The organism is Mucilaginibacter sp. P4_C11 (genome assembly GCF_056402115.1).
This window is the reverse complement of the sequence record NZ_JBFUIA010000003.1, coordinates 96,476-122,398: the sequence shown is the minus strand read 5'-3', so window position 1 is coordinate 122,398 and position 25,923 is coordinate 96,476. Positions and strand designations below refer to the sequence as shown.

Sequence of the window (25,923 nt, the reverse complement as noted above, 5' to 3'; positions counted from 1 at the left end):
TAATTATAGTAAATAGCGCCGTAATTTTGATGCCAGTTAACACGAGATAAAAAATGAAAAATATATTTGTTATAAATGGCGGGCAGATCTTCGCCCATTCCGGCGGCCTGTTCAATAAAACATTGCTGGATACAACCGTAAAATACTTTGAGGAAAACCCTGATTTTGAAGTGCGGTCGACCGATATCAACAACGCTTATGACCCCGCACAGGAGGCCGAAAACTACAAATGGGCCGACGTAATTATTTACCATACACCGGTTTGGTGGTTTCAGCTACCTCATGGTTTTAAAAAGTATATTGATGAGGTTTTTACAGCGGGCTACCAAAATGGCATATACCGCAGCGACGGCCGCACGGCCGAGAACCCCGGCATTAACTATGGTACCGGCGGCTTAATGCATGGCAAAAAATACCTGCTAACCACTTCATGGAACGCGCCGGTAACAGCCTTTACCCTACCCGGCGAATTTTTTAATGAGCACAGCGTTGATGAAGGCCCGTTGTTTGGCTTTCACCGCATGAATGCGTTTACAGGTATGGAACCATTGGAAAGCATTCATTTTTATGATGTGATGAAAAACGCTAACATTGCAGCCAACCTGCAACATTACCAGGAGCATTTAAATAAGCTATTTATCAAAAACCACAACAACCATGAAAGTGTACTTAACAGCCTTAGTGAAGTGTAAACCAGGTAATACCGACGAGCTAAAAGGTTACCTTGAGCAGTTGGTAGCAGCATCGACCAAAGAGGAAGCCTGCCTGCAGTATGAGCTGTACCAATCAACCGATAATGATACCCAGTTCATTTTCCACGAAACCTGGGCCAGCCAGGAAGGTTTGGATGTGCACAACCAGCAACCGCACATCAAAAAATTTGTAGCGCAAGCCAGCCCGATACTTGATGGTGGAGTTACCATTTATAAAACAGACAGGGTAGCCTAAGCAGCCGCATTGTATAAATAAAAGCCCGGCTTTGCTCCGGGCTTTTGCATTTTCCAGGACTGTGCCGATATATTGAATTGACGCGATTTGAGTCACTTTCGTTTACTGCCGCTGTAAACAGCAGAAACAATTTGATACTAAACTACATGCAAGTAACTTGTAGGTTAGTTAATTAGCCGGATGACAATTTGGTATTGTCGCTTAAATTAACAAACTTAGTGTTTAAACTTTACGCTAACACATTATGAAAATTGCTGTATTAATTGCCCGCATATTGTTGGGCCTGGTATTCGTAGTATTTGGTCTTAATTTCTTTTTCCACTTTATCCCCATGGCGCAGCCGGCTATGAGCGATAAAGCACAGGCCTTTAGCGGCGGATTGTTTGGCTCGGGCTACTTTTTCCAATACATGAAAGTTATTGAGATTGTTGGCGGCCTGTTTTTGCTCATTAACCGTTACACCGCTCTGTTTGTACTTGTACTTTTTCCTATTTCGTTAAATATCTTTCTTTTTCATACCCTGCTGGCACCTGCCGGTATGCCAATGGGTTTAGGGGTAGTTATTTTAAACCTGTTTTTAGGCATTGCTTACTTTAAATATTACAAAAGTATTTTTACGGCAAAACCAACGTTGTAAGGTTCTTTTTAAGCATAACAAAAATGCCCCGGCCTTGGCCGGGGCATTTTTGTTATTTACCACACTTCCGTGTGCATTCGCCCGATGCTTTGCAGGCTTTGCCACAGGTATCCAAACAGTTTGGTTTGGTACATGCTTTAGCACACTTGTTGCATTGGTTCATTTTGGTATTGCAGCAGGGTGTATTGGCAAATGTTATATTACAAATAGTAAAAAGCATCAACGTTGTGATGAAAAGAATTTTTTTCATGATTTTGAATGATTAATGTTTAATAAAAAAATACGTTCTGAAAAAGGCAGATGTTTTTATTAAACTTTAGGCGGGTTCCAGCAGGTGATGGAATAATCAGACAAATGGCCCATACGGTATGGCGTCACATTTTTAGCCCCAAAAGTGGCAGTAATTGGTGCAACAATAATCGGCTCTGTTTTTACAAAGCAGCACGTGCCGCATGATAACATGGTAGCGCACATACCGCCATCGCAGGCTTTTTTTGAACTGTGCCCGCAAGGGGCAGCAGCCATTTTGTGGCAGCAATCCTTTTTGGGCATATTAGCAACAGCCATCACCCTTGCCGGAATAACGGAAAGCAGCAGCAAGCAAACTAACATAACAAAAGGAATTGCTTTCATTGGCTTTTTAAACGATTACCACCACAAAATATTATTACAACCTGATCTTTATCCCTCCATTTATAACAAAACCATCCAACGGCGCATAAATGTCCTTAAACACAGGGTTGGTAATACTGCCGGTATAAATGGTGTCGAATTTGGTTTGCCGTGTATCGGTCAGGTTTTCAAAGTTAATAAATAGCGAAAAACGTTCCCATATCTTCTCGGCCATCAGCCCGGTTGTCCAGTAGCCCCTGCCGGCGCTGCCATCGTTTAAACGTTGCGGACTAAAATAATAAGCTTCCAAACCAATTTTTAACTTATTCTCCAGTTCATACACCAATACGTTATTTAGCCGGTGTTTGGATACCAACGGATATGTTGTAATGCTGCTGCCTGTATGCTGTGTTACATCTGCCAGCGTATACCCTATAAAAAGCTTAAAATCGGCATAAGTTAGCTTTACATTGGTTTCCAATCCCTTTGTGTTCAGGTCGCCGCGGGGTTGCTGGTATTGCAGGTTACCATCCGGCAGCGAGGCAAGCAGGATGGGTTTCTCTATCCGGGTATAAAAAAACAATTGATTGATGCTAAAGCTCACCTTATCGTCAAATAAACCGGTACGGTAATTAAGGTCATAGCTGGCGCCGTATGACCGCTCGGCTGTGGTGTTTTTAACATCAATAGGCAACACGTTCCTAAACTGAATGCGTTCGGCGTCCTCGGTAAATACCGTAGGCGCTTTATAACCAAGCCCGCCTCCTAAACGCGTCGAAAAATGGGAGTTGATCTTCAGCAAAGCCGATATACGGGGCAGGATAAAAAAGCCATACCTGTTGTGATAGTCGCCACGCAAGCCACTTTCAACCGTCAGCTTTTGGGTAGCATCCCAGGTGTTTTGTATAAAGCCGCCAATGGTATTGTAACTGTAGTCCCTGGGTGCGAAACTACTGTTCTTATCCTCGCTAAATTTTTCTGAAAGATAATTTAGCCCGGCAACCCAGTCAGACCTTTCGCTTTTACGCGAATAAGCGACCTCGCTATAGGTAGAAAACTGCAGGCCCGAAAAGCGATAGCCCGGCAGGTCAATAGCCCTGTCAAAATAGCTTACGCTGTTTTTAACCACCAGTTTTTCTTTATCGCCCAGGTTACGGTCAAGCTCCAACTGGGTGCTGTACCTGCCCGTTTTGTTTTTTTCGAAATAACTATGCTGCGCATTGCCATCGCCTTCAATATAATGCAGGTCGCCCCCTATGCGGTTTTCAATAGTGCTGTTTATCCCTGTTATCAGCGTGGTTTTATCGTCAAGATAAAAAAACACTTTAGGGTTAAGCGTAAAACGGTTGTACTTAGGAATGGCCGTTAAATCTATATGGGCCGGGTCGTAAGCTGTGCCATGATTATAGGCCGCAAATATGGTGGCGCCCACCTTTTTAAACTTCTGCGAATAAAAACCGCTGGCATCCAAACCCAATGCCGATGTGCCGTTTAACAGGAAGTTGAGCTGCCTTTGATCTGTTGGTGTTTTAGATATTAAGTTAACCAGGCCCGCTATGGCACCACCACCGTACAGGGTTGACGATGACCCTTTGATAACCTCCACCTGTTTTAAATCGAGCGGGGCTATCTGCAGCAAACCCAAACCGCCCGAAAAGCCGGAGTAGAGCGGGAATCCATCCCGTATAATTTGCGTGTACTTGCCATCGAGCCCCTGGATGCGGATACTGGAGTTATTGCTGGTAGCCGATGTTTGCTGTGTTTGTATGCCCGTGCTTTCGGCCAGCATCATACGGATATCGCCGGGCTTCATGTTGGCCTTTTCGTCCAGTTCTTCGCTCGATATCACCTCTACCCGGGTAGGAATATTGGCAATAGTACGGCTGCTTCGGGTGGATGAAACGGTAACCTCGCCCAGCTCCTCGCCATCGCCTTTTCCTTTAGGTTGCAACAATATGGTTATTGGTTCTGTTTGGGTAAACGGGAAAGTTAAGGTATCCAGCCGGCTTTCATATCCTATATAACTAAAGCGGATAACCTGTTTACCGGTGGGTATATTGGTTAATATTATAAGGCCTGCGGCATCGGCAGTAGCCCCTTTATTAATTCCCTGTAGTAATGCTGTTGCACCAATAAGGGTTTCGTTAGTTTTGGCGTCTTTAATAATTGCTTTAAACGTATCCTGGGCATACGCCGTAGCGGTATATAAAAGTGCTGTAAAAAGCACTATGATTTTTTTCATAAATATAATTAGTTATGTAGAGGCTAAAAGCAGAATGCACAAAGCTTAAAGCTAATAGACTCTATTGTAATTCAAAATGGCCAGCTGCATAGCTGTAATTTGGATTGTACTAACTTATCTGGGGTGGTTGCCAAATGGAAAGGGCAACATCTTCGGGGTATGGGCGATGATAAGCAATAACATGCTTAACATGCGTTTCGGGCAATAAAAACGGACTGTGATTAACTGCTTTGGCAACAATAAACCCGGTACACGCGCCACACGCAAAAAATGGCGAACAACCCTGGCAATCTTTTTCTTTGGGTGATGATTTGAATGGGGCGTTTTTTGCGACAGTGTTTTTAATGCCACAATCATTATCGGCACAACAAGGCTTTGCTGTAAGCAGTAGCACAATAATAGCCGATAGATAACAAAGGAATTTCACAGGGGCAAAGGTATAAGATTTAACGATAGGTGAAAGCTATGTAAGCAGGATGAATTTATTTATAGGTGAGTAATAATTTCAATTATGGCATTCCCTGCGGGCCGCGCTCGCGCACATGGCCTTAGGCGCTGGGCCGGTATCCGCTGCTATCGCTAATGCTTTTGTCTGAACCGGAATTAAACGAATTTTTAGAATTTCTCGAATTTGCTTTTAAATTCTGTTAATTCTCTAATTCGTTTAATTCCGGTTCAGACAAAAAAATGTTAATTCTTTAATTCGATAAATTCCGGTTCAGACAAGAGAATCCTGTTATTTATGAGTATCTTTTGGCCTTTATCGCGCTTTTCACCGCGATACTGTTGGCCCCCATGGAGTTTATGAAGCAACGCACTTGTATTAAGGAGATAGCAGAAGCTGCCAACCGCAGTTTCGAGTGGGAAGTGCACAATTTTTTGCGCACATGGGTGCATAACCACGAGGATAAAACGCTGCTACAGTTTGATCAGCCATTGGATGACTATTTAGCAAATGACGCGCTGCGCGATTTATTTTTGAATACGCGGCACCCTATACAGCAATTATTAACCAACCGGTCAATAGCCTGCCACCTGGGCCGGCGTGCACGGGCTGTTTATTTTGATCCGATAACCGGCGACCCCTTATTGGCACCCACTGAACAGCGTATTTATAACCTTGCCCGCAGGATGGACAGCGAACGCATGCATGTGCCTTTCCGCTCGGTTCATCCCAACAAGCAAACCGAGGCTGGCGATACCGCGGATATCAGCACCTATCCCGAAGGATCGGAAGAAATCCGGTATAACAGTGGCAATCATTTTAGCAGCCGCCCGGCAAACGGAAACGTATTTGATGAGCATAGCAGGCACTGCACGGCAAAGTCGGCAGGCAATTTGCACGTGCTTTTTAAGCGTGGATTTTTGGAAGACCGTTTATATGATGTAAAAGAGCTTACAGCCCAAATGCATGAAGCAGGGGAGACCCAACTCCAGTTTTTTGTCATCTACAGCAGACATTCGCCCGAAGAGGGACATTTTGGAACATCGCTGGTGATCATGGATCCTGCGAATCCCGATTTCCCCCGCCGTGTAATGGTTTGCGATACCCTGCTTAAAGACCTGCCCCATCACCCGCGCTGGTGGAACCATTTTATTGCCGAATACTCGCATGTATTTGGCGACGCGATAGCCGAGATAATAGAAGACCTTTCGCACCCCTTACAAAAGGTAAACATCAAAGGCGATAATCCCTACCGCCACGATTGGGACTGCCCCTACTACGCCACCAGCATGGCCGATGCGCTTGCCGACCTGGTGAAAACCAACCCTGAGCTCCTGTTAAACGGCATTGCAGCTGATGTACACGATGCTATGAAAACCATAATGCAGGATTACTACCAACCCGACAATGAAATTAAAACCAGGCTGGATATTCAACAAACTAACCGCTTAAAACGCTGGAAAAGCGGACGAGAATTGATTAAAGAATTGGTTAGTGAGGTGAGCAGGAAATCGTCGTATGAGTTATAGATGGCAAGTTAATAAAGCCGGCGAACTGTTAACCGTATCGGCTTGATTAGGAATTATCAACTGACATCTTTTGCAATCTATATAGCATTTCATTACTGATCCCTTCATCCGAAGAGTTGGAATATTTTTCGATTATATCAAATGATTCTTTGGTGCCGATGCTGTATAAAGCCCAACTAAACCATTTTGCTATTGCCCCGTTTTCTGATGCTGTATATTTCAAGAAATCAAAATTTGTTGCCAGTACTTTTTCAATATAGGCAATACTTTTTGGACTTTTTAACTCCTGTATAAACTTCGTTATTGCCTGATGATGGAAATGATACGGATATACAAGTAACCTATTCAATATATCGACAAACTCAGTAGTAACATCCGATAAATAAAGAAGAGTGATGGCATGTTCCATATAAGTTGAATCCTTTGATTTCATTGCACCCTCCAGTTCGGTAATTACGTATTGCTTGTTTGTAAGTAAATCAATTGAGTAGTTTGCCAAAAACTTTTCTCGTGAAATTTTCTGTTGTGAATATGCTTCAATTAAAACTTTGTCGTTGGGTGTCATAGGAAACTTGGTTGGCAGGTTCAGATAAATTTAAAATCTTTTTCACTTAAGGTCAGCACAAATAACGGCAATACGAGGCAAAAGAATAATTTTATTGCGCGGCCTTATCAACACAATTAAATGAAAACAAATACGCCAAAAACGTTCATATATTATGAAGATCTCACAAACTGGGAGATAATTGATCCCATTATCTATTTGTACTGACGATTGGAAGGTAATCTGTGGCTATTGCTACCAAGGAATAAAAACTCACCATCGAATTGTTTATTGTTGCACGCAATATGCCAGTTTGCGATATAACTATCCATGCATTTTTTATTTTTCCTGCAACGATTGGCCGAAGTACTGCTGAACAGTACTGTAAATTACATCATCGCTTCCTGCAATCCAGCTAACTCCCACGGTTAAATTGCTGCTTCCATCCACCATTTCAAATGACAGGTATCTGCCTTTGTTAAAATACCATGATATCTCAACCACGTCTTTCCAGTAGATGGTACGGTCGGTTAAATAAAAGACCAACTTTTCGGCATCAACTTCGAGTATAGGATAATTCCTGATTGCGGGAATGAGGCGGTATTTTATACTATAAATAATTGCCCATATTGAACATGCAACAGGAAGAGCAAGAAATAACCGAAATTTTATGTCCTGAATAAGAATGCCCAAAATAAGTGACAAAATTGTAAAGCTGCCAAAAAACGTTATACCTGTCTCGTCCTGAAATAGGTTTACTAAATTAGTAAATCATTTAAATCATGATCAGACGTGAAATAGTATCAAAAAAGCAACAAATTATATCGGAATATTTAACCGGGAGCGCGACTTTGGTTGGGCTTTCAGAAAAATATGGGGTGAATGCCCGTACGATTCAGAGTTGGGTTCGGGCTTTTAGAAAACAGGAATCGGTGTTGCCCTCAGCAGAGCCGGAAGATGTGAAAGCATTAAAGAAAGAACTTGCGCAGGCGAAATTGAAGAATGAATTGCTGGAAGAAATGTTGCGGCTATCGGAGGAGCATGCTGGTATAGATTTTAGCCTCCCGCCAGATAGGCCGATTTCAGCCGGATAGCGTGCGTGCGGATTAACCCATAATATATACCATGTTATAATTATTCGATGAGTAACAGAAAACAGTAACATAAAAAACATAAGACAATATTTGTTTTATAATTAATTATAACTACTTTTATTAAGTTACTTATAACCTGTTATTTAGTACTTAAAACCTAACTTTTTCGCTATGCGCTACTTCGATAATACTGGCAATGTGTCCCTGTGCCTCTACCTATTATTTGTTGGTATTTCTATAATGGGAATGATTTTTATCTATTACCTTATTTTAAAAAATAAGCTTGAAATGGATAAAATTGACAAGATAATTGATGTTTTTAAATCTGTAATAATTACTACAGCTATTGGCACTGTTACCCTGATCATTACTGACCTGTTTAAAGAGCGTAAACAACAGCTTGAAGAAATGAGCGCTTTTAAAGATTACCTGCCTTACGTAACCGACAATAAAACAAGTCTTAACGACAAGAAATTTTTGTGCGATTATATGGTATCTGTGGCACCAGAGGGTAAGCTAAAAGAATCATGGGTACAATGGCGCGAAAAACTAAATGTTCAAGAGGATACCCTTAAAAAAATAGCTGTCCAGCAGGCGGCTATCTCCATACAGCCCAATAAACCAACCATACAGGAGATAAAACAGTATAATCAGTTAGAGGATAAAAAGCAAGCTATTTACCAGGACCTTAATTTAAAAGTAAATAATAGTTACCTGGTTGTAATAGGTGCTGATAAAACTGTTGCCCAGGCAGCACCGGAACTGAAGTTTGCAAAAGACAGCGTAAGTAAAAATGCCACCATTTATAAAAAAGGGAGCTGGTACCGAACCGTGGTCCCTGTATCCACCAATTATGACGATGCCAAAGCCGTAGTTAGCCTTGTGAGTGAAAAATCAAAAGGTAAAAAAGCAGCCTATATCGTATCACTTAAAAGCTGGTGTAATTCACCCACCTTTTCTTCAGCCGAAAACTGCTACGTTTGCAACCCCTTCTGACGGGTGTAGTGTCATATGGTGAGGAGAACCGCATTTAAAAATCGCCCCCTCGTTAGCGCAAGTATTGAGCGGTAGCAAGTGGGCGGATTACTTGCGACTTGTTGAGAAAAAAGTTTCAACTTAATCCTAGGGGGCAAACTTATGCTTGAAATGTAAAAAATGATGAAAACAATCAAAAGTTATCTGCCCACACTCCATCACACAAAACTTGCTCCAAAAGCGGGGGACATGCCCATATTGTTTTTTTGTAAGGTGGAAAAGTACCCATCAATCCTCCTTTGTCTTTTTATCCAAAAATGTTAAAATATCCGGCATCCTGTAATCTCCTTTCATATTCCTGATAAAACTCACGCAGGTGTCTAATTGCAACCCGATAGACGATATGTACAGTGGACTGTTGCTAATTCCCCGTTTCAATTCCCTCACGGTATCTTTATTTTTAAAGAAAGATGTTTTTGCAACACCGATAACCGGAACCCGTTTTTCCAAAGCTTCCCAAAGCCGGCCGCCCAAGCCAAAATTCATGTCGTTATCAATATAAACGTAGCCATCAATTATGATAGCATTGATATTATCCAAACTCAGTTGTTCAATAATTTTCAGGAGGCAGGGAAGTTCTCTTTTATAAAACTCGCCGGGTACATAGTCGGCTACCTCGTTTATGTACTCGATGATTACTTCTTCAACAAAAGTATCTTCCCAATTAAACAAAACGCCAACTGCTTTGGCCCCTGCTGCTTTATAATGTACATCTAATGCTAAAATCATGGTTTCATACCTTAGGCTCCGAGCCCCAATCTCCCCCAAAAATACAAACTACTTTGTATTGCGCGCCCCCTCGCTGCGCCGTAAAATTGTACTAACAAACAACCAAAACCACCATGATAAAAATATACTTATTTAGCCCTTAACCGCACAGGTGAATTGCTTACACACCCGCTCCCTACACCCCTTTTTTAAAACCCCATTAACCTAAAAAAATGGAATACCTGATAGCCACAATTGTAATTATGCTGTTTTGTATAACAGCGCTTGCGCAGGAAAAATCTTCCGAAAGCGCAATGATAATATCAAGGGATAAGCCCAAGCCCCTAAAAACAAGCAAGGCGTATGCAAAGCAAATGGCAAAACATATTTGCGCCCTGCCCTTTACAAATTTGCCTGAGTTTACCGGCATGCTTTGTTTGGATGCAGTCCCGATAAACGGGGGCCGGGCGGTAAGCCTGTATTTGCCTGCCCGGCATGGCCATGTAACGATGCTGCAATCGCCGTGGGCATACCGTTATCAGCAGCCATCCGCCGTTAGTAACTCAACAGAAACAGGAGGATATATGGCCACATTGCTACAGTTTAAGCCCGCTGAATTTATTTGGCAAAGAATATTGTTTTGTCATAAAAAAATTACAACTTAGTTAAAGCATAACCAGCCTGTTGCCAATCAGCAGGTGCTATAATTATCAACCTACTTATTACTTAACCTAATTTTCATCACCATGATTTGTAAATCACGGCTGCCATTCCTGTATTGTGCGGTAATAGCGCTTTGCCTGTTAGCTCAATCAGCATTTAGCCAAAACTCATTCGAAAAAGAATTAAAGCAACAAATCGATTCGTTTTTAGCAGTGAAACCCAATGTGGTTGTCACGGAGGAAGTGCCCCAGGTGGGCCAGCGCGAACTTTACCCCAGCGATGCACCGTCGGCCCTTTTAACGCCAACCGGCTTTGGCGGTTACGGGATGTATATTTTTGGCGGCCTGGGCGGTGCGTACCCCGAAGTGTACAGAAACAATAAAGCCGATTTAATTGCCTCGCTGGGCGCTTGCGTAGGTGACCCGGTTGAAGCGGTAAATTTTGCAGCCAGTTTAAACATGACCGATGTACACAGGCTCCAGAATTTTTCGGCAAATTTTATCCTGAGCCGTAAACTGTTTACCGGTACAAGTATAGCGGCGGGGGCGCTTCAGGTATTTGCAGCCGATAAATATTCGGATTCGCCGGGAGCAACCTTTTTTATGGCGATAAGCCATGCGGTACAAACGGTGCCGTCGTTAACGCCTGGCAGTTCGAGGCTTAGCTATACCATTGGCCTGGGTAGTGGCCGGTTTTATGAAAAAAGCCCCAAAGATATTGCTGCCGGCAAAGGCAAGCACGGCACAGCTGTGTTTGGAAGCGTATCATTTGAAGTAGTGCGCCATTTAACTTTCAACGCCGAGTGGACGGGTATGAACTTAGGCCTATCGGCTGGTATACGTCCATTTAAAACGCCAATTAGCCTGGGCATTGGTGTGGCCAACTTAACAAAATACTCATCAGATAGGGCCAATATGGTTTTTTCGATTGGACTACCACTTTCACTTACCCGATTAATGACCAAATAATTTACATTATGAAAAAGATAATCATCACATCAATGTTTGCCATGGCAACATTACTGGCAGGTGTAAAGCATGCCAAAGCACAAAGCAACCGCTCGGATTGGAATGTACCGCCGCCGATACCGCCGGTACCGCCCATAAAAATGCCGCCGCCAATACCAACGCCGCCGCCAATACCAACGCCGCCGCCGATACCAACGCCGCCGCCGATACCAACGCCGCCGCCAATACCAACGCCGCCGCCGATAACGCAACCGCCGCCGATAACGCCGCCACCGCCAATAACGCCGCCGCCGCCGATAACACCGCCGCCACCAATAACGCCGCCACCGCCGATTACACCGCCGCCGCCAATAACGCCGCCGCCGCCGATACCGCAGGTGCCGCCGATAGTACCGCCGCCGCCGATACCAACGCCGCCGCCGATAAAAATGCCGCCGCCAATACCTGGCTTAAAACCGTTGCATTAATGGTAAATGTGGGGTAGTTCACGGTTGTTCGTTCATGGTTCATAGCCTTTTTTTAAATTCTGCAGAACAGGTTTAGTACAATTTTTCGCGCTATGAACCATGAACTATGATTTAAATAAGCCACGGACAAAACTATGAACCATGACTTATGGACCATGAACAAGCCATAAACAAAATCAAATTACGGCCTCAATCATAAAAAAGATAAAATGAGAACACATATAAAAAAACTAAAAGCCATTTTAACGCTATCGCTTGCGGTGGTAGCCGGAATATGCTTTGCACAAACGGCACCCCGCAAGCTTGATATGAAAAAAGCGACGGAACTGCCGGCAAGCGCCCTGTTAAATACTACAGTGATTACACCTTTAATACTGCCTGCGGCAGTTGCTGATGAGCACCGGCAGCTTGCGTTTAAAAAAGGCGATGGGTATCAAAAAACTACCCTGGTAAACTCAAACACCGTTTTGCAGCGGTATGATCAAAAGTTTAGTATCAGCAGCAACTCATCGGTGACAAAAAACTACAATGTTACCGATGCCACAAAGTCGGGTTTCGCGGTTGCGGTTACTACCAAACGCATTGCCGATACGTTGTTTGCTATGGGCAAATCGATGGCCTATAACTCCGATCTGCCATCAGATACCAGTTCGTATATCCAGAAACGGCTTACCGCTATGGTTGGGCAAACGGCTAATGTTACCCTGGGCACCCGCGACACTATTTTTGATATCAAAGGCGGCGGTAACCAGGCCGTTAATGATACGCTATTTGCATTTACAGGTTTACAAAATGATCAGTTGGTTAAAGGCAGCTCTTTAGGGTTAACCGTAGATTACGCAGCGTTTCAAACCATGAAAAAAGGTTACACCTGGGTGGATACCACCACCGCCGGCGCTGGTAATAGTGTAAAAAATACGTTCTGGATAGAATCGAAAACAGATAAAACCACTACTATCGCCTTTGAAAGCGCACAGCGCCAAACTTATTCAAATAGCAATACCAACGGTGTTTATGTGATTGACAATGCTACCGGCGTTGTTTTGGTACGCCAGATGCGAAGTGTTACCATCGGTTACCAAATATTAAACAACGTAGTATACGCAGCTTCCCGAAGCACAGCCTTTACCGAAAGTTGTTATAAAATACAATAAGCCCCCCAGCCCCCTGAAGGGGGTGTTTTTGATTTGCAGGGATGCATGTCGGGGAAGGAAAATAATAACGAAACAGCCCGGTTATCGATGGTGATAGCAGGGCTGTTTTTATGATTAGCCGACGATGAAACGGTGTGCCGGGTTCATTGATTGTCGACAGTTGGATGGGTGCTTTTTAAAGTTGCAAAAAATGTATTTTTTTGTAAGATTTTTGCATGTTTTTTTATTAATGGGTGCCAATTTAATGCTCAAAATTTACTGTTTTTTACCCTATTTTGGCATGGAAATGGCCTTTTAAGAAGTTTTCTTGATAATTAATGCAAAATTTTCTTCCGTTCCTTACTTGCCGGGTTTAGGTAACCGTTGTCGGCCAGCCAGTCGGCCAAACGTTGCGGCCAGGTGCTGATGCTTTGTAATTTTGAGCGTTTGCCCATGTTAAAACCATGGGCCCCCTGGGCATACAAATGCACTTCGATGGGTACCTTCGCCTCCCGGTATTTTTGCATCAAACTTACCACCGGCACCGCACAACATGGGTCGTCATTGGCTGCTAATAAAAAGGCTGGAGGGGCGTTGGCCGGTACCACGTCCGGTATGTATAAGGGGCCGGGGTAAATCTGTATGATAAACTTAGGGCCGGCACTTTGCCTGTCAACTGGGTCGGAGGTATTAGGATCGCCTTTGCCGTCGGCAAAAGCAACCATATCAACAACCTCGCCGCCTGCCGAAAAGCCCATCAGGCCTATCCTGTTGGTGTCCAGGCCATATTCCRCTGCCTTGCTGCGTACCAGGCGCATTGCCCGGTACCCATCCTGTTTGGTGTGCACATCAATTTTATATGGCGATAGGGTATCACGGCCTAAACGGTACTTTAGCACAAATACAGTAATACCCAGATCATTAAGATATTTTGCCGGTTCAATCCCCTCGGCGGTATAAACTAACAACCGGTGGCCGCCGCCCGGGCATATTACCACTGCCGCGCCATTGGCTTTACCTGCCGGCGGAGTAAAAACTGTAAGCGACGGATTGTGAATGTTTTTTACCCAGTAATCCTTAGCCTGCTCGGGCTCATTTCGCCTGTTTTCAAAGCCGGGTGCACCATTTGGCCAAAGTGGTATAACGGTGGGTTTGTCTTGCGCAAACGCCCCAAACGATGTAATAAAAAGTGCCAGCGTTAGGTAAATGCTGGTTGCTGTGGTCTTGTTCATAGTCAATAGTTAAGGGTTCATAGTCGGAAAGTCATATTTCCAATTAAGCGTCTGTTCAGTAAACTTTTATCTAAAATAATGGTTATTATTGATAATGATAGCAGATAACTATTAACCATCAGCAATCGACTAAACAGCAAAAAAATTATGGCAAATTTCCAGGATATAATAGCTTCAGAAATTCCGGTATTGGTCGATTTTTCGGCCGAGTGGTGCGGCCCCTGTAAAATGATGCCGCCTATACTAAAGGATGTAAAACACGCCCTTGGCGATAAAGTAAAAATTATCAAAATTGATATTGATAAAAACCCGCAAGCGGCAAGCGCATACCGTGTACAAAGTGTACCAACGTTAATGATATTCCAAAAAGGACAAACCAAATGGCGCCAGGCGGGTGTTGTACAGGCAAGAGAGCTGCAGCGTACGGTGGAGATGTTTATATAAGCTTCAATCGGGCCCTCTCTAGAGGGGAGGGGTACAAATAACAATCTGAAAAATAAATTTATAACTAACGCGCCAATCAAAAGTGCTCGCCTTTGGAGAGGATTTAGGTGAGGCCAACCAAATCAAATATGGCAACTATCGAAAGTATCCAGAACGCATATATTGATTATGTGCTAACCGAAGGCTCGGAGCCTAACTCGGTATATATATTCGCCAAGCAAAATGAAATGACCGAGGCTGAGTTTTACCAGTTTTATGGCTCGTTTGAAGCCGTGGAGCAAGCTATTTGGGCAGGTTTTACAACTAAAACAATCGCCGAAATAAAAAGCCAGGAAGTTTGGGCACAATATTCTGCCCGCGAAAGGGCTTTATCTTACTTTTACGGTTTTTTTGAGCTGCTTAAGGGCGGCCGCAGCTTTGCAATATATTCCATCAAAAAACAGCCAAGAGGTTTTACTACGCCCCGCGTGTTTGAACCGATGAAAACTGCTTTCGAAAGCTTTGCCGAAGATATATTGAAGGAAGGCATAGAAACCACGGAACTTACCGACCGTAAATTTTTCAGCAAGCGTTATAAAGATGCGCTTTGGGTACAATTTGTATTTGTACTCAACTTTTGGGTAAATGATAATTCTACGGGATTTGAGAAAACGGATGAGGCTATTGAAAAAGGCGTCAATGTAACGTTCGACCTTTTCCAACGCTCACCCATTGACAATTTATTTGAATACGGAAAATTCCTGGTGAAAAACGGCGGGATGTAAAGGAGTATGGACTTTAAAAATTATTATGACAGATAGCGAAACAGATTTTCCATCGGCCGGTGGAGAATATTCACAGGGAGCTTCGCCCGAACAAAATAGCATACCAACAACCAAAGCAGAACGCAGCGCCAAGTTTGTAAAAACTGGCTTTAAAATAGGCGGCAATTATATTAAGCATTATTCAAAAAAATTGTTCAACCCGGATATGGATAAATCTGAGCTGAACGAGGATAATGCAGCTGATATTTACCAATCATTAAGCGAGCTTAAAGGCAGCGCCCTTAAAGTAGCACAGATGCTTAGCATGGATAAAAACCTGCTGCCACAGGCATATGTAGATAAGTTCACACAATCGCAATACAATGCGCCGCCACTTTCGGGCCCGCTGATTGTGCAAACGTTCAGGAAATATTTTGGGAAAAATCCCGATCAGATCTACGATAAATTCAACATCCGGTCAAACAATGCCGCATCAATAGGGCAGGTTCACCAGGCCGAACTCAACGGTAAGAAATTGGCCGTAAAAATTCAGTACCCCGGTGTGGGCGAATCTATCTCGTCCGATCTGAAACTTATCAAACCATTTGCCTTCAGGATGCTGGGCATGAGCGAAAAGGAATTGAATGTGTACATGAGCGAGGTTGAAGAGCGCCTGCTGGAAGAAACCGACTACGAACTGGAAGTACGCCGCTCTATAGAATTTTCTACCGCATGTGCCAATTTGGATAATGTAATATTCCCTACTTATTACCCGGAGTTGAGCAGCAAGCGTATTATTACTATGGATTGGTTGGAAGGTAAACACCTTAAAGAGTTTTTAGCCACCAACCCATCGCAGGAATTGCGGAACCAGATAGGGCAGGCCCTTTGGGATTTTTACAATTTTCAGCAACACGAGATGCGCGCTGTGCACGCCGACCCGCATCCTGGCAACTTCCTGATAACTCCCGAAGGTAAATTGGGATGTATCGATTTTGGTTGTATTAAAGAGATGCCGGAGGATTTTTACTACCCTTTCTTCTCGCTTACTTCAACCAATCTGTTGGATAATAAGGAAGAAACTATTAAAGCCTTCCGTTTGCTGGATATGATCCGTAAAGATGATACCCCGGCGCAGGTTGAGTTTTTTTACGGCCAGTTTAAAGAAATGATAAGCCTGTTTGCCATGCCTTATATTGATGATCACTTCGATTTCAGCCAATCAGAGTTCTTCGACAAGCTTTTTGCTTTTGGCGAGCGCCTATCCAAAATGCCCGAGTTTAAACAGGCGCGGGGCGTTAAACACTTTATATATGTAAACCGCACCAACTTTGGCCTATACAATATATTGCATGAATTGAAGGCCGAAGTAAAGACAGATACATTTAAACCACACGTGGTTTTGGAATATTGACACTTACCCAGCCCTCTCTTTCTGGAGGGGGCTTTTGAATTTACATATCAAGTTTTATTAAGTGGTTTCATATTGGTGTGTTGATATATATTAACCGGAATAAGATTGACTGTTGTGCGGTATCTTATTTTTGATGGCCCTGTGCAGCAGGAGACCTACAATGTTGATTACGGCCACATGATTTTCCGAGAATAACGCAAAAAAGGCTATGCGGCAAAGTTGTGGTGAATGATACTATTAATATATAGGTATACCATATAGTTAAGTTAGCCGCTGCATATCCCTCAATAATTCGCTAATAATAGGTACTCGCTTTATTTTTATTCTCTGATCGATAGCGAGTTACATTTTATTGTAAAGTAAATGTTAAAAATAGTTTGGATAAGTGTTAAAAGCGTGTACCTTTGCAGCCCGCAAATAAGGAAGCGGGATTGTTCTTAGAAGGGTTACTGAAGGGGTTTTTGAAGCGGGGATAGGTGAGAGAGAATAAAACGCAGGCTCAAAAAAACTTCAGATAAAATTTCGGAAAGCGAAAAAGTTTACTACTTTTGCACCCCGCCACGGAGGGAGAAAAGAGAGAGGGGTAGGCGAACAAAACGGAGGAGATTCTTTAGAGATCGAGAGATAAAAAAAAGAAAAAATAAGTTTTGGAAAAGTAAAAAGGTTTACTACCTTTGCAGACCCAAACGGAGGGTTGCTTTGAGGAGCAAAAGAAGTTAAAAAGCCRGAGCGATTCYGGTAATAAARATGAAAAGTTAAGAAGGTWAAACTTCGACAACATATAGCGGATTCGGATGATGAAGCGRGAAAGTTCTTTTAAGAAATAGAAAATCATGTAGAGTAACACGGAAGCRGAAAGCGGAAGGCGTAAAGCAGGAAGCAAGAGGCRGAAGRGTTATGATAACAAAAGTTAGATACTGTATAAAGATATAATAATTATACAGATTCTATTATTAATAATAGGGTCAGTGAACAAACAAAACATTTTACAATGGAGAGTTTGATCCTGGCTCAGGATGAACGCTAGCGGCAGGCCTAATACATGCAAGTCGGACGGGATAGGAGAGCTTGCTTTCCTTGAGAGTGGCGCACGGGTGCGTAACACGTATGTAACCTACCTTGTTCAGGGGGATAGCCTCTCGAAAGAGAGATTAAGACCGCATAACATTAAGTTGTGGCATCGCAATTTAATCAAATATTTATAGGAACAAGATGGGCATGCGGAACATTAGCTAGTTGGTAAGGTAACGGCTTACCAAGGCTACGATGTTTAGGGGATCTGAGAGGATGACCCCCCACACTGGTACTGAGACACGGACCAGACTCCTACGGGAGGCAGCAGTAAGGAATATTGGTCAATGGGCGGAAGCCTGAACCAGCCATGCCGCGTGCAGGAAGACGGCCCTACGGGTTGTAAACTGCTTTTGTACCAGAATAAACCTTTCTTCGTGAAGAAAGCTGAATGTATGGTAAGAATAAGGATCGGCTAACTCCGTGCCAGCAGCCGCGGTAATACGGAGGATCCAAGCGTTATCCGGATTTATTGGGTTTAAAGGGTGCGTAGGTGGCTTATTAAGTCAGGGGTGAAAGACGGTAGCTTAACTATCGCAGTGCCTTTGATACTGATGAGCTTGAATGAACTAGAGGTAGGCGGAATGTGACAAGTAGCGGTGAAATGCATAGATATGTCACAGAACACCAATTGCGAAGGCAGCTTACTATGGTTAAATTGACACTGAGGCACGAAAGCGTGGGGATCAAACAGGATTAGATACCCTGGTAGTCCACGCCCTAAACGATGAATACTCGATGTTGGCGATATACGGTCAGCGTCTAAGCGAAAGCGTTAAGTATTCCACCTGGGGAGTACGCCCGCAAGGGTGAAACTCAAAGGAATTGACGGGGGCCCGCACAAGCGGAGGAGCATGTGGTTTAATTCGATGATACGCGAGGAACCTTACCCGGGCTTGAAAGTTAGTGAATTGAGCAGAGACGCTCAAGTCCTTCGGGACACGAAACTAGGTGCTGCATGGCTGTCGTCAGCTCGTGCCGTGAGGTGTTGGGTTAAGTCCCGCAACGAGCGCAACCCCTATGTTTAGTTGCCAGCACGTTAAGGTGGGGACTCTAAACAGACTGCCTATGCAAATAGAGAGGAAGGAGGGGACGACGTCAAGTCATCATGGCCCTTACGTCCGGGGCTACACACGTGCTACAATGGATGGTACAGAGGGCCGCTACCTGGCAACAGGATGCCAATCTCTTAAAGCCATTCACAGTTCGGATCGGGGTCTGCAACTCGACCCCGTGAAGTTGGATTCGCTAGTAATCGCGTATCAGCAATGACGCGGTGAATACGTTCCCGGGCCTTGTACACACCGCCCGTCAAGCCATGGAAGCTGGAAGTGCCTGAAGTGCGTAACCGCAAGGAGCGTCCTAGGGTAAAGTCGGTAACTGGGGCTAAGTCGTAACAAGGTAGCCGTACCGGAAGGTGTGGCTGGAATACCTCCTTTCTGGAGCAGTATCTCGAGCTAAGTTATTGTAACAAGTTACCTACATGATTATTTCTTAAAATTGGTTGATTGAGTTTGATTAGTTGATTAAGTGAGTGGTTTAGGCCATACATTAAATCACTAATTCAATAATTCAGTCATTCAATAATTAAACACAAAAAGGAAACCCAAAAGATGAAGCCATCTATGTGGAGCGAAGCCGAAAGGTGAGTGAAGGATAAGGTAGGCAGTCAGCAGTTGGCGGTAAGCAGTTAGCAGTTAGCACGAAAGTGAAGCTAAGACTGCAAACTGAGAACTCAAAACTGCAAACTAAAAAAAAGTCCTGTAGCTCAGCTTGGTTAGAGCACTACACTGATAATGTAGGGGTCAGCAGTTCAAATCTGCTCGGGACTACAAGCAATTATTGAATTGGATAATTATAGAATTACTGAATAAAAAGTATTCAATAATTCAGACATTCAATAATTCAATCATTCATTTTTAGGGGGATTAGCTCAGCTGGCTAGAGCACCTGCCTTGCACGCAGGGGGTCAACGGTTCGAATCCGTTATTCTCCACCACACCCTCCGTTTTCCGAAAGGAATAGGATATAATGCAAATAAACCATTTAAGAGTTAAATGGAATAGGGGTAAAGTTCTTTGACATATTGGAAGAAGTAATAAAAAAGAGAAGACAACAGTATAGAGGACTGTTGCAGGCTTTTGAATATTACGGAAAAGTAAAAARGAGAAAGGCTTCGGTCTTGCTACTTGATACTRAGTACTTGATACTAAAAACGGCAACAAGAATCAAAAAGCATACATACCGRGCAAAAGGCGGTATAGTAGAAGAAAGTAAGAAAGGGTACACGGGGGATGCCTTGGCTCTCAGAGGCGATGAAAGACGTGATAAGCTGCGATAAGCTACGGGGATCTGCAAATAAGAMTTGATCCGTAGATTTCTGAATGGGGAAACCTAAYTAKTTGAAGAMTARTTGCATAAATGCGCAAACCTGCTGAACTGAAACATCTAAGTAAGCAGAGGAAGAGAAAATAATAATGATTTCCTGAGTAGTGGCGAGCGAAAGGGAAGAAGCCCAAACCAATTATGTTACGGCATAATTGGGGTTGTAGGACCACAACATGAATACTAAACAAAACCGGAATGGGGTGGGAAACCCAGCCATAGAGCATGACAGCTGCGTACGGGTAATGAATAGTAGGATAGTGGTATCCTGAGTACCGCGAGGTCGGAGACGCCTTGTGGGAATCTGCCGGCACCATCCGGTAAGGCTAAATACTCCTGAGAGACCGATAGTGAACCAGTACCGTGAGGGAAAGGTGAAAAGAACCCCGAACAGGGGAGTGAAATAGAACCTGAAACCGTGTACTTACAAGCGGTCGGAGCMSMYTYGTKSKGTGACGGCGTGCCTTTTGCATAATGAGCCTACGAGTTACTCTTTCCTGGCAAGGTTAAGTGTTTAAGACACGGATCCGAAGCGAAAGCGAGTCTGAATAGGGCGTATAGTCAGGGGAGGTAGACGCGAAACCTTGTGATCTACCCATGGACAGGTTGAAGGTGCCGTAACAGGTACTGGAGGACCGAACCGATAAACGTTGAAAAGTTTCCGGATGATTTGTGGGTAGGGGTGAAAGGCTAATCAAACTGGGAAATAGCTCGTACTCCCCGAAATGTTTTTAGGAACAGCCTGGCGGTTGAGTTAATAAGAGGTAGAGCTACTAATTGGGTGCGGGGGAGTCAAATCCTACCAAATCCAGATAAACTCCGAATGCTTATTAATATACGCTGGAGTGAGGCTCTGGGTGCTAAGGTCCAGGGCCGAGAGGGAAAGAACCCAGACCATCAGCTAAGGTCCCCAAATTACTGCTAAGTTGAACTAACGAGGTCCGATTGCACAGACAGCTAGGATGTTGGCTTGGAAGCAGCCATTCATTTAAAGAGTGCGTAACAGCTCACTAGTCGAGCGATCGGGCATGGATAATAAACGGGCATCAAGCAGTATACCGAAGCTATGGATTTGCAGYAATGCATCTGGTAGGGGAGCATTCTATTATCCGGCGAAGCAGGAGGGACAACCGACTGTGGAGGGAATAGAAAAGCAAATGTAGGCATAAGTAACGATAAGGCGGGAGAGAAACCCGCCCACCGAAAGACTAAGGTTTCCTGATCAACGCTAATCGGATCAGGGTTAGTCGGGGCCTAAGGTGAAGCCGAAGGGCGTAGCCGATGGACAACTGGTTAATATTCCAGTACTTTTTATAACTGCGATGCGGTGACGGAGTAGTGACACTGACGCGAACTGACGGAATAGTTCGTTAAAGGCCGTAGGTATAGGATTTGTAGTTAAGTACGCAGATCTTGCTGAAAGCTGATAGTATACCAAATCTTCGGAGGCGGTAATAGTTCAGGTAATCAGACTTCCAAGAAAACCCGCTAAGCTTCAGGTTATAAAAACCCGTACCGTAAACCGACACAGGTAGTCGAGGAGAGAATCCTAAGGTGCTCGAGTGAATCATGGCTAAGGAACTCGGCAAAATGGCCCTGTAACTTCGGGAGAAGGGGCGCTTTCAGCAATGGAAGCCGCAGTGAAAAGGCCCAGGCGACTGTTTAACAAAAACACATGGCTATGCAAAATCGAAAGATGACGTATATGGCCTGACACCTGCCCGGTGCCGGAAGGTTAAGAGGGGATGTTAGTCGCAAGGCGAAGCATTGAATCGAAGCCCCGGTAAACGGCGGCCGTAACTATAACGGTCCTAAGGTAGCGAAATTCCTTGTCGGGTAAGTTCCGACCTGCACGAATGGTGTAACGATCTGGGCGCTGTCTCAGCCATGAGCTCGGTGAAATTGTGGTATCGGTGAAGACGCCGGTTACCCGCAACGGGACGGAAAGACCCCATGCACCTTCACTACAACTTAACATTGATATCGGATACAGGATGTGTAGGATAGGTGGGAGACTGTGATGTGGCTTCGCTAGGAGTCATTTAGTCAACGTTGAAATACCACCCTTTCTGTATTTGGTGTCTAACTCTGCAATGTGGAGGACATTGTTTGGCGGGTAGTTTGACTGGGGTGGTCGCCTCCAAAAAGGTAACGGAGGCTTTCAAAGGTAAGCTCAGTACGCTTGGTAACCGTACGTGGAGTGCAATAGCATAAGCTTGCTTGACTGTGAGGCAGACAAGCCGAGCAGGGTCGAAAGACGGATATAGTGATCCGGTGGTTCTGCATGGAAGGGCCATCGCTCAAAGGATAAAAGGTACGCTGGGGATAACAGGCTGATCTCCCCCAAGAGCTCATATCGACGGGGAGGTTTGGCACCTCGATGTCGGCTCGTCACATCCTGGGGCTGGAGAAGGTCCCAAGGGTTGAGCTGTTCGCTCATTAAAGTGGCACGCGAGCTGGGTTCAGAACGTCGCGAGACAGTTCGGTCCCTATCTGTTGTGGGCGCAGGAAGTTTGAGTGGGGCTGACCTTAGTACGAGAGGACCGGGTTGGACTAACCTCTGGTGAATCTGTTATGGCGCCAGCTGTATTGCAGAGTAGCTACGTTGGGAATAGATAAGCGCTGAAAGCATCTAAGTGCGAAACTAGCCACAAGATGAGACTTCCATTGAGGGTCGTAGCAGACTACTACGTTGATAGGTCATAGGTATAAAGGTGGTGACATCATAGCCGAGTGATACTAATTGCCCGAAGCTTTCTCATAGCAGGTAATTGAATGGTGAGTGGTGAAATAAGTTGATTAAGTTGATTAAGAGAATGGTTGTAAGACCAGGAACCTAATCGACCACTTAACCTAATCAACCACTCACTGAAAATACAATATTGTTGTTTTCTCTGATTAATTACTTCTTTCAATAATATGTCATTGTTAAGCTAAAAGCAGAAGGCCAAAAGGCTAAAGCGAGAAGTTAAACAAATARATGAATTGGCAAAAAAGCGTTATGCTTTCAGCTCAAAAGAAATTCAGGTGCCTATATCGGCGGTGTCTACCTCTTCCCATTCCGAACAGAGAAGTCAAGCCCGCCAGAGCCGATGGTACTGCGGTAAAACGTGGGAGAGTAGGTCGGTGCCAAATCTTATCCGCCTTAAAGGCTGAATCGTGAAACCCTTCATCATATTGATGAGGGGTTTTTGCGTTTTGAAAAGTTCAATCATTCATTAGTTCATTGGTGTTCGGTTGGATACCTTGCTTTGCTGAATTTAGCTTACAAAAGGTACACGTTTGTGGTAAAAAGATGTACTTCCTGCGCAGGTTATTGATATTAATAGGCAATAAATATGCAATAAGTTACTACAGGTATAAATTGCTATGCGGGTAAACGGTTTACTGACAAGGTAGTGTCACTTGAATGCAGCACACCACCTCCAGGTGTAATGGTGGGTAGTTTGAAAAATTACTTACAACAGGGACTTATTAGCAACCCAATTTCGTAGCAGATGTTTGTTTGCTGTTAAACTGCCAATCATGAAAAATTTATTGGTGCTTAGTGCTGGCGATGTATCTGTTTTTTCCCGTACCACTCCTTCCTTGTTGATATAGCTGGAATGAAGGAAATAGCAACCGGTAGTGGTTTTAACAATATAGCCGGTATGAAAATCAAGGCCAATAATGAAAACCGAGTTAATGGGCTGTTTGGCCAGGTAGCTATTCAGTTTACCGAGGCTATTAAATGATTCAATGCCCGCGCAGAGCTTTTTGATCATGTCGCCGGAACGAACTTCGGCAAGGCCCACCCGGTTAATCTTAAAACCGAGGTCTGTTAAGGTATTGGTTATAAAATACCCGCAAGCAATACTTCCTGCTTTGGGTTGCTGTGTAGTTCCATGAAATTCCCAGGGGGTACCCGCCCAATAGTTATAAATATCCTCATCTATCAATCTGAACAAATAATTACCAATATCTTTTGCCGGGTGTTTAATCAGCAGGCTTTTATGGTCAATTACATTTTTTTTAAAGGCGTTATAAACAACTTTGTTAACAGCAGTTAGTTGCGCGTTTTTATAATTGCCATTGCCAAATGCTGTAATAACAATCCAGGTATAAAGTGAAACTAATTGTGCAAGGTGCATAAATTGCTACGCATGAGAACGTGCTGTAACTAAGGTACATAAATGCTTTCAATTCTGCATTGCAACCCGCCGGTTTTTGCAACAAGAATGTTTGCGGGCAAGCTCCTCAGCGTTTTGACGCACTGTTCCACCTTGCCGGGGTTCGGTTATGTCAGGGAGGCATTATCTCCTTTTTGTGCAGGTTTTGCGCGGCTGCTTTAGCGATGACAGGCCTGTGCTTTGCTACATAGGTTGTTGGCTGCAAAATCAGCAGATGAAATAGCACCTGATATGGCAACCCGTCCCAATTACTTTTGCCCCAAAGCCTGGTCATCCTATAAAAAAATCTCCACCACTCAAAAAAATCTCATATCTAAAATCTCACATCTCAAATCTAATCCGGGCGTTTCCCCGTTGATAGAAACGGGGCCGGGCTTTCCATTCATACGCCTGCAGGCATTACGCACCGGCCGGTACCCATTGCAATCCCTAACGCGAACGCCGGAAACCGTAGGCTTCAATGCTCCACAAAAACACGGTGATTTGCAAGCGGGTGCATTCCGATGTTATCGGGGCGGCAGCCGAAATACTTACTTGCGGAAGGCGTAACTTGATAATATCGGCCATAGGTTTACATGCTAAAACGGTTTATAAGTTGCCCAACTGTTTGCTGGTGTCGGCGTGTCACGTGTAACATTTTTCTATTGTCAATATCGAACAAAAAAATACAATGGTATCGTGGTGTTTACCCGTCAGCCGGGCACACGAGGCACGCGTGCGCCAGGGGGCGCTAATACGTTTTAGCACAGGTGTCGAGTAAAGGTTTGAGCATTGGCTCACCTGTGTTATGATCGGTATTTGTTAAAGGAAGTCACAAGTGACCCTCACGCACGCAGCCGCACAACACTTGCGCCAAAGGGGGGGAGTATTTCAATCCGCTTCCCTTTGCCCAAAATCTGAAAACGGCTCGCGCCGTAACCGACTAACATTTGTGTGAAAAATCTGGCGCCCCGTGTTTTAACGGGGTGCCACCCGGTGAAAATACCTATTGCAGAATAATTTTTATGCTATTAATTTTAGCATAAACTATTGATACCCTATAACTAAATGAAACCAGGAATCCTTATCACCACCGTATTATCCGGCTGCTTTGCCTTATGCTTTGTTGCTGCAACCAACCTAAGTGGCAAATGGACCGGCGCCCTTCGCCGGGCCGACAGCACCGCCTACCCGTTAACCTATAATTTCACGCTCATCGGCGATTCCGTCGCCGGTACCGCCAAAAGCCCGCTGGGCGAGTTCCCGATTGACCAGGGCAAACTGGATACCGCCGGACTGCACTTTAAAGTTACCATGAACGGGCTTGATGTGTACCACAACGGAACGGTGTACAACGATTCCATCGGCATGAACATTAGCCTGAACGGCTCGGTGGTGCACTGCACGCTTAACCGGACTGGTAACTAATATATTAAATTACTCCAAGCTTTATCACGTATA

General features: G+C 44.2%; 24 protein-coding genes, 2 tRNA genes and 3 rRNA genes. 20 read left to right on the top strand and 9 right to left on the bottom strand.

The features are described from left to right. Nucleotides 1-53: 53 nt before the first annotated feature. The 4 genes from AC1DU2_RS03750 to AC1DU2_RS03735 all read left to right on the top strand — a co-directional run bounded on the left by AC1DU2_RS03750 (nucleotide 54) and on the right by AC1DU2_RS03735 (nucleotide 1,851). Nucleotides 54-692, top strand: coding sequence for an NAD(P)H-dependent oxidoreductase (locus AC1DU2_RS03750; protein WP_477382849.1), 639 nt, complete (start codon nucleotides 54-56; stop codon nucleotides 690-692). Continuing rightward, the gene (locus AC1DU2_RS03745) at nucleotides 658-948 is read left to right on the top strand and encodes a putative quinol monooxygenase (RefSeq protein WP_477382847.1); all 291 of its coding nucleotides are present in this window, start codon (nucleotides 658-660) and stop codon (nucleotides 946-948) included. The genes AC1DU2_RS03750 and AC1DU2_RS03745 overlap by 35 nt, the downstream gene beginning before the upstream one ends. Before the next feature lie 244 nt (nucleotides 949-1,192). Next, complete coding sequence (locus AC1DU2_RS03740) at nucleotides 1,193-1,585, top strand: DoxX family membrane protein (RefSeq protein ID WP_477360492.1); 393 nt, start codon at nucleotides 1,193-1,195, stop codon at nucleotides 1,583-1,585. Nucleotides 1,586-1,608: 23 nt separating this feature from the next. Next, complete coding sequence (locus tag AC1DU2_RS03735) at nucleotides 1,609-1,851, top strand: hypothetical protein (RefSeq protein ID WP_477382846.1); 243 nt, start codon at nucleotides 1,609-1,611, stop codon at nucleotides 1,849-1,851. 43 nt (nucleotides 1,852-1,894) lie between these two features. On the opposite strand, the gene AC1DU2_RS03730 is transcribed toward AC1DU2_RS03735, so the two are convergent. The 3 genes from AC1DU2_RS03730 to AC1DU2_RS03720 form a co-directional block, all read right to left on the bottom strand. Beyond that, on the bottom strand, nucleotides 1,895-2,218 hold the full coding sequence (locus AC1DU2_RS03730) for a hypothetical protein (protein ID WP_477382845.1): 324 nt from the start codon (nucleotides 2,216-2,218) through the stop codon (nucleotides 1,895-1,897). A gap of 34 nt (nucleotides 2,219-2,252) precedes the next feature. Then, nucleotides 2,253-4,439: a TonB-dependent receptor gene (locus AC1DU2_RS03725; protein ID WP_477382844.1), complete on the bottom strand. Its 2,187-nt coding sequence runs from the start codon at nucleotides 4,437-4,439 to the stop codon at nucleotides 2,253-2,255. A 109-nt stretch (nucleotides 4,440-4,548) separates the two neighbouring features. Continuing rightward, nucleotides 4,549-4,866, bottom strand: coding sequence for a hypothetical protein (locus tag AC1DU2_RS03720; RefSeq protein ID WP_477382843.1), 318 nt, complete (start codon nucleotides 4,864-4,866; stop codon nucleotides 4,549-4,551). Nucleotides 4,867-5,243: 377 nt separating this feature from the next. Between AC1DU2_RS03720 and AC1DU2_RS03715 the strand changes: the two genes are divergently transcribed. Further along, a complete protein-coding gene (locus AC1DU2_RS03715; protein ID WP_477360482.1) occupies nucleotides 5,244-6,413 on the top strand; it encodes a hypothetical protein in 1,170 nt (389 codons plus the stop codon). A gap of 46 nt (nucleotides 6,414-6,459) precedes the next feature. On the opposite strand, the gene AC1DU2_RS03710 is transcribed toward AC1DU2_RS03715, so the two are convergent. Continuing rightward, nucleotides 6,460-6,978 carry a hypothetical protein gene (locus AC1DU2_RS03710; protein WP_477382842.1) on the bottom strand — a complete coding sequence of 173 codons (519 nt, stop codon included), beginning with the start codon at nucleotides 6,976-6,978 and terminating at the stop codon, nucleotides 6,460-6,462. 318 nt (nucleotides 6,979-7,296) lie between these two features. After that, nucleotides 7,297-7,503 carry a hypothetical protein gene (locus AC1DU2_RS03705; protein WP_477382840.1) on the bottom strand — a complete coding sequence of 69 codons (207 nt, stop codon included), beginning with the start codon at nucleotides 7,501-7,503 and terminating at the stop codon, nucleotides 7,297-7,299. Nucleotides 7,504-7,739: 236 nt separating this feature from the next. Between AC1DU2_RS03705 and AC1DU2_RS03700 the strand changes: the two genes are divergently transcribed. Then, on the top strand, nucleotides 7,740-8,051 hold the full coding sequence (locus AC1DU2_RS03700; protein WP_477382839.1) for a transposase: 312 nt from the start codon (nucleotides 7,740-7,742) through the stop codon (nucleotides 8,049-8,051). Nucleotides 8,052-8,339: 288 nt separating this feature from the next. Further along, complete coding sequence (locus AC1DU2_RS03695) at nucleotides 8,340-9,047, top strand: hypothetical protein (protein WP_477382838.1); 708 nt, start codon at nucleotides 8,340-8,342, stop codon at nucleotides 9,045-9,047. 267 nt (nucleotides 9,048-9,314) lie between these two features. On the opposite strand, the gene AC1DU2_RS03690 is transcribed toward AC1DU2_RS03695, so the two are convergent. Continuing rightward, the gene (locus AC1DU2_RS03690; protein ID WP_477382837.1) at nucleotides 9,315-9,815 is read right to left on the bottom strand and encodes an endonuclease V; all 501 of its coding nucleotides are present in this window, start codon (nucleotides 9,813-9,815) and stop codon (nucleotides 9,315-9,317) included. A gap of 212 nt (nucleotides 9,816-10,027) precedes the next feature. On the opposite strand from AC1DU2_RS03690, the gene AC1DU2_RS03685 reads away from it, so the two are divergent. The 4 genes from AC1DU2_RS03685 (at nucleotide 10,028) to AC1DU2_RS03670 (ending at nucleotide 13,046) form a co-directional block, all read left to right on the top strand. Next, nucleotides 10,028-10,459 (top strand): hypothetical protein, encoded by a 432-nt coding sequence (locus AC1DU2_RS03685; protein ID WP_477360474.1) that lies wholly within the window; start codon nucleotides 10,028-10,030, stop codon nucleotides 10,457-10,459. An 81-nt stretch (nucleotides 10,460-10,540) separates the two neighbouring features. Beyond that, nucleotides 10,541-11,425 (top strand): hypothetical protein, encoded by an 885-nt coding sequence (locus AC1DU2_RS03680; protein ID WP_477360472.1) that lies wholly within the window; start codon nucleotides 10,541-10,543, stop codon nucleotides 11,423-11,425. A gap of 97 nt (nucleotides 11,426-11,522) precedes the next feature. Next, nucleotides 11,523-11,909, top strand: coding sequence for a hypothetical protein (locus tag AC1DU2_RS03675; RefSeq protein WP_477382836.1), 387 nt, complete (start codon nucleotides 11,523-11,525; stop codon nucleotides 11,907-11,909). Between the two features lie 192 nt (nucleotides 11,910-12,101). Continuing rightward, on the top strand, nucleotides 12,102-13,046 hold the full coding sequence (locus AC1DU2_RS03670) for a hypothetical protein (protein WP_477382834.1): 945 nt from the start codon (nucleotides 12,102-12,104) through the stop codon (nucleotides 13,044-13,046). A 314-nt stretch (nucleotides 13,047-13,360) separates the two neighbouring features. On the opposite strand, the gene AC1DU2_RS03665 is transcribed toward AC1DU2_RS03670, so the two are convergent. Beyond that, nucleotides 13,361-14,257: an alpha/beta hydrolase gene (locus tag AC1DU2_RS03665; RefSeq protein WP_477382833.1), complete on the bottom strand. Its 897-nt coding sequence runs from the start codon at nucleotides 14,255-14,257 to the stop codon at nucleotides 13,361-13,363. A gap of 147 nt (nucleotides 14,258-14,404) precedes the next feature. Between AC1DU2_RS03665 and trxA the strand changes: the two genes are divergently transcribed. The 8 genes from trxA (at nucleotide 14,405) to rrf (ending at nucleotide 23,449) form a co-directional block, all read left to right on the top strand. Further along, the gene (gene trxA, locus AC1DU2_RS03660) at nucleotides 14,405-14,701 is read left to right on the top strand and encodes a thioredoxin (RefSeq protein WP_090652262.1); all 297 of its coding nucleotides are present in this window, start codon (nucleotides 14,405-14,407) and stop codon (nucleotides 14,699-14,701) included. 128 nt (nucleotides 14,702-14,829) lie between these two features. After that, nucleotides 14,830-15,465, top strand: coding sequence for a TetR family transcriptional regulator C-terminal domain-containing protein (locus tag AC1DU2_RS03655; protein WP_477382832.1), 636 nt, complete (start codon nucleotides 14,830-14,832; stop codon nucleotides 15,463-15,465). A gap of 25 nt (nucleotides 15,466-15,490) precedes the next feature. Beyond that, entirely contained in the window at nucleotides 15,491-16,858 is a 1,368-nt protein-coding gene (locus tag AC1DU2_RS03650; protein WP_477382831.1) for an ABC1 kinase family protein, read from the top strand. 988 nt (nucleotides 16,859-17,846) lie between these two features. Further along, nucleotides 17,847-19,368: ribosomal RNA gene (locus tag AC1DU2_RS03645) — 16S ribosomal RNA — on the top strand. 318 nt (nucleotides 19,369-19,686) lie between these two features. After that, nucleotides 19,687-19,761 (top strand) — tRNA-Ile (locus AC1DU2_RS03640). A 90-nt stretch (nucleotides 19,762-19,851) separates the two neighbouring features. Next, nucleotides 19,852-19,928 (top strand) — tRNA-Ala (locus tag AC1DU2_RS03635). Between the two features lie 268 nt (nucleotides 19,929-20,196). Beyond that, nucleotides 20,197-23,076: ribosomal RNA gene (locus AC1DU2_RS03630) — 23S ribosomal RNA — on the top strand. 261 nt (nucleotides 23,077-23,337) lie between these two features. Then, nucleotides 23,338-23,449 (top strand): 5S ribosomal RNA (rrf, locus tag AC1DU2_RS03625). The 16S, 23S and 5S rRNA genes sit together here with 2 tRNA genes alongside, the layout of an rRNA operon. Nucleotides 23,450-23,772: 323 nt before the next feature. On the opposite strand, the gene AC1DU2_RS03620 is transcribed toward rrf, so the two are convergent. Both AC1DU2_RS03620 and AC1DU2_RS03615 read right to left on the bottom strand, forming a co-directional pair. Further along, the gene (locus AC1DU2_RS03620) at nucleotides 23,773-24,444 is read right to left on the bottom strand and encodes a hypothetical protein (RefSeq protein WP_477382830.1); all 672 of its coding nucleotides are present in this window, start codon (nucleotides 24,442-24,444) and stop codon (nucleotides 23,773-23,775) included. Between the two features lie 468 nt (nucleotides 24,445-24,912). After that, nucleotides 24,913-25,050 (bottom strand): hypothetical protein, encoded by a 138-nt coding sequence (locus tag AC1DU2_RS03615; protein WP_477382829.1) that lies wholly within the window; start codon nucleotides 25,048-25,050, stop codon nucleotides 24,913-24,915. Between the two features lie 480 nt (nucleotides 25,051-25,530). Between AC1DU2_RS03615 and AC1DU2_RS03610 the strand changes: the two genes are divergently transcribed. Then, nucleotides 25,531-25,890 carry a hypothetical protein gene (locus tag AC1DU2_RS03610; protein WP_477382828.1) on the top strand — a complete coding sequence of 120 codons (360 nt, stop codon included), beginning with the start codon at nucleotides 25,531-25,533 and terminating at the stop codon, nucleotides 25,888-25,890. The last annotated feature ends 33 nt before the right edge of the window (nucleotides 25,891-25,923 follow it).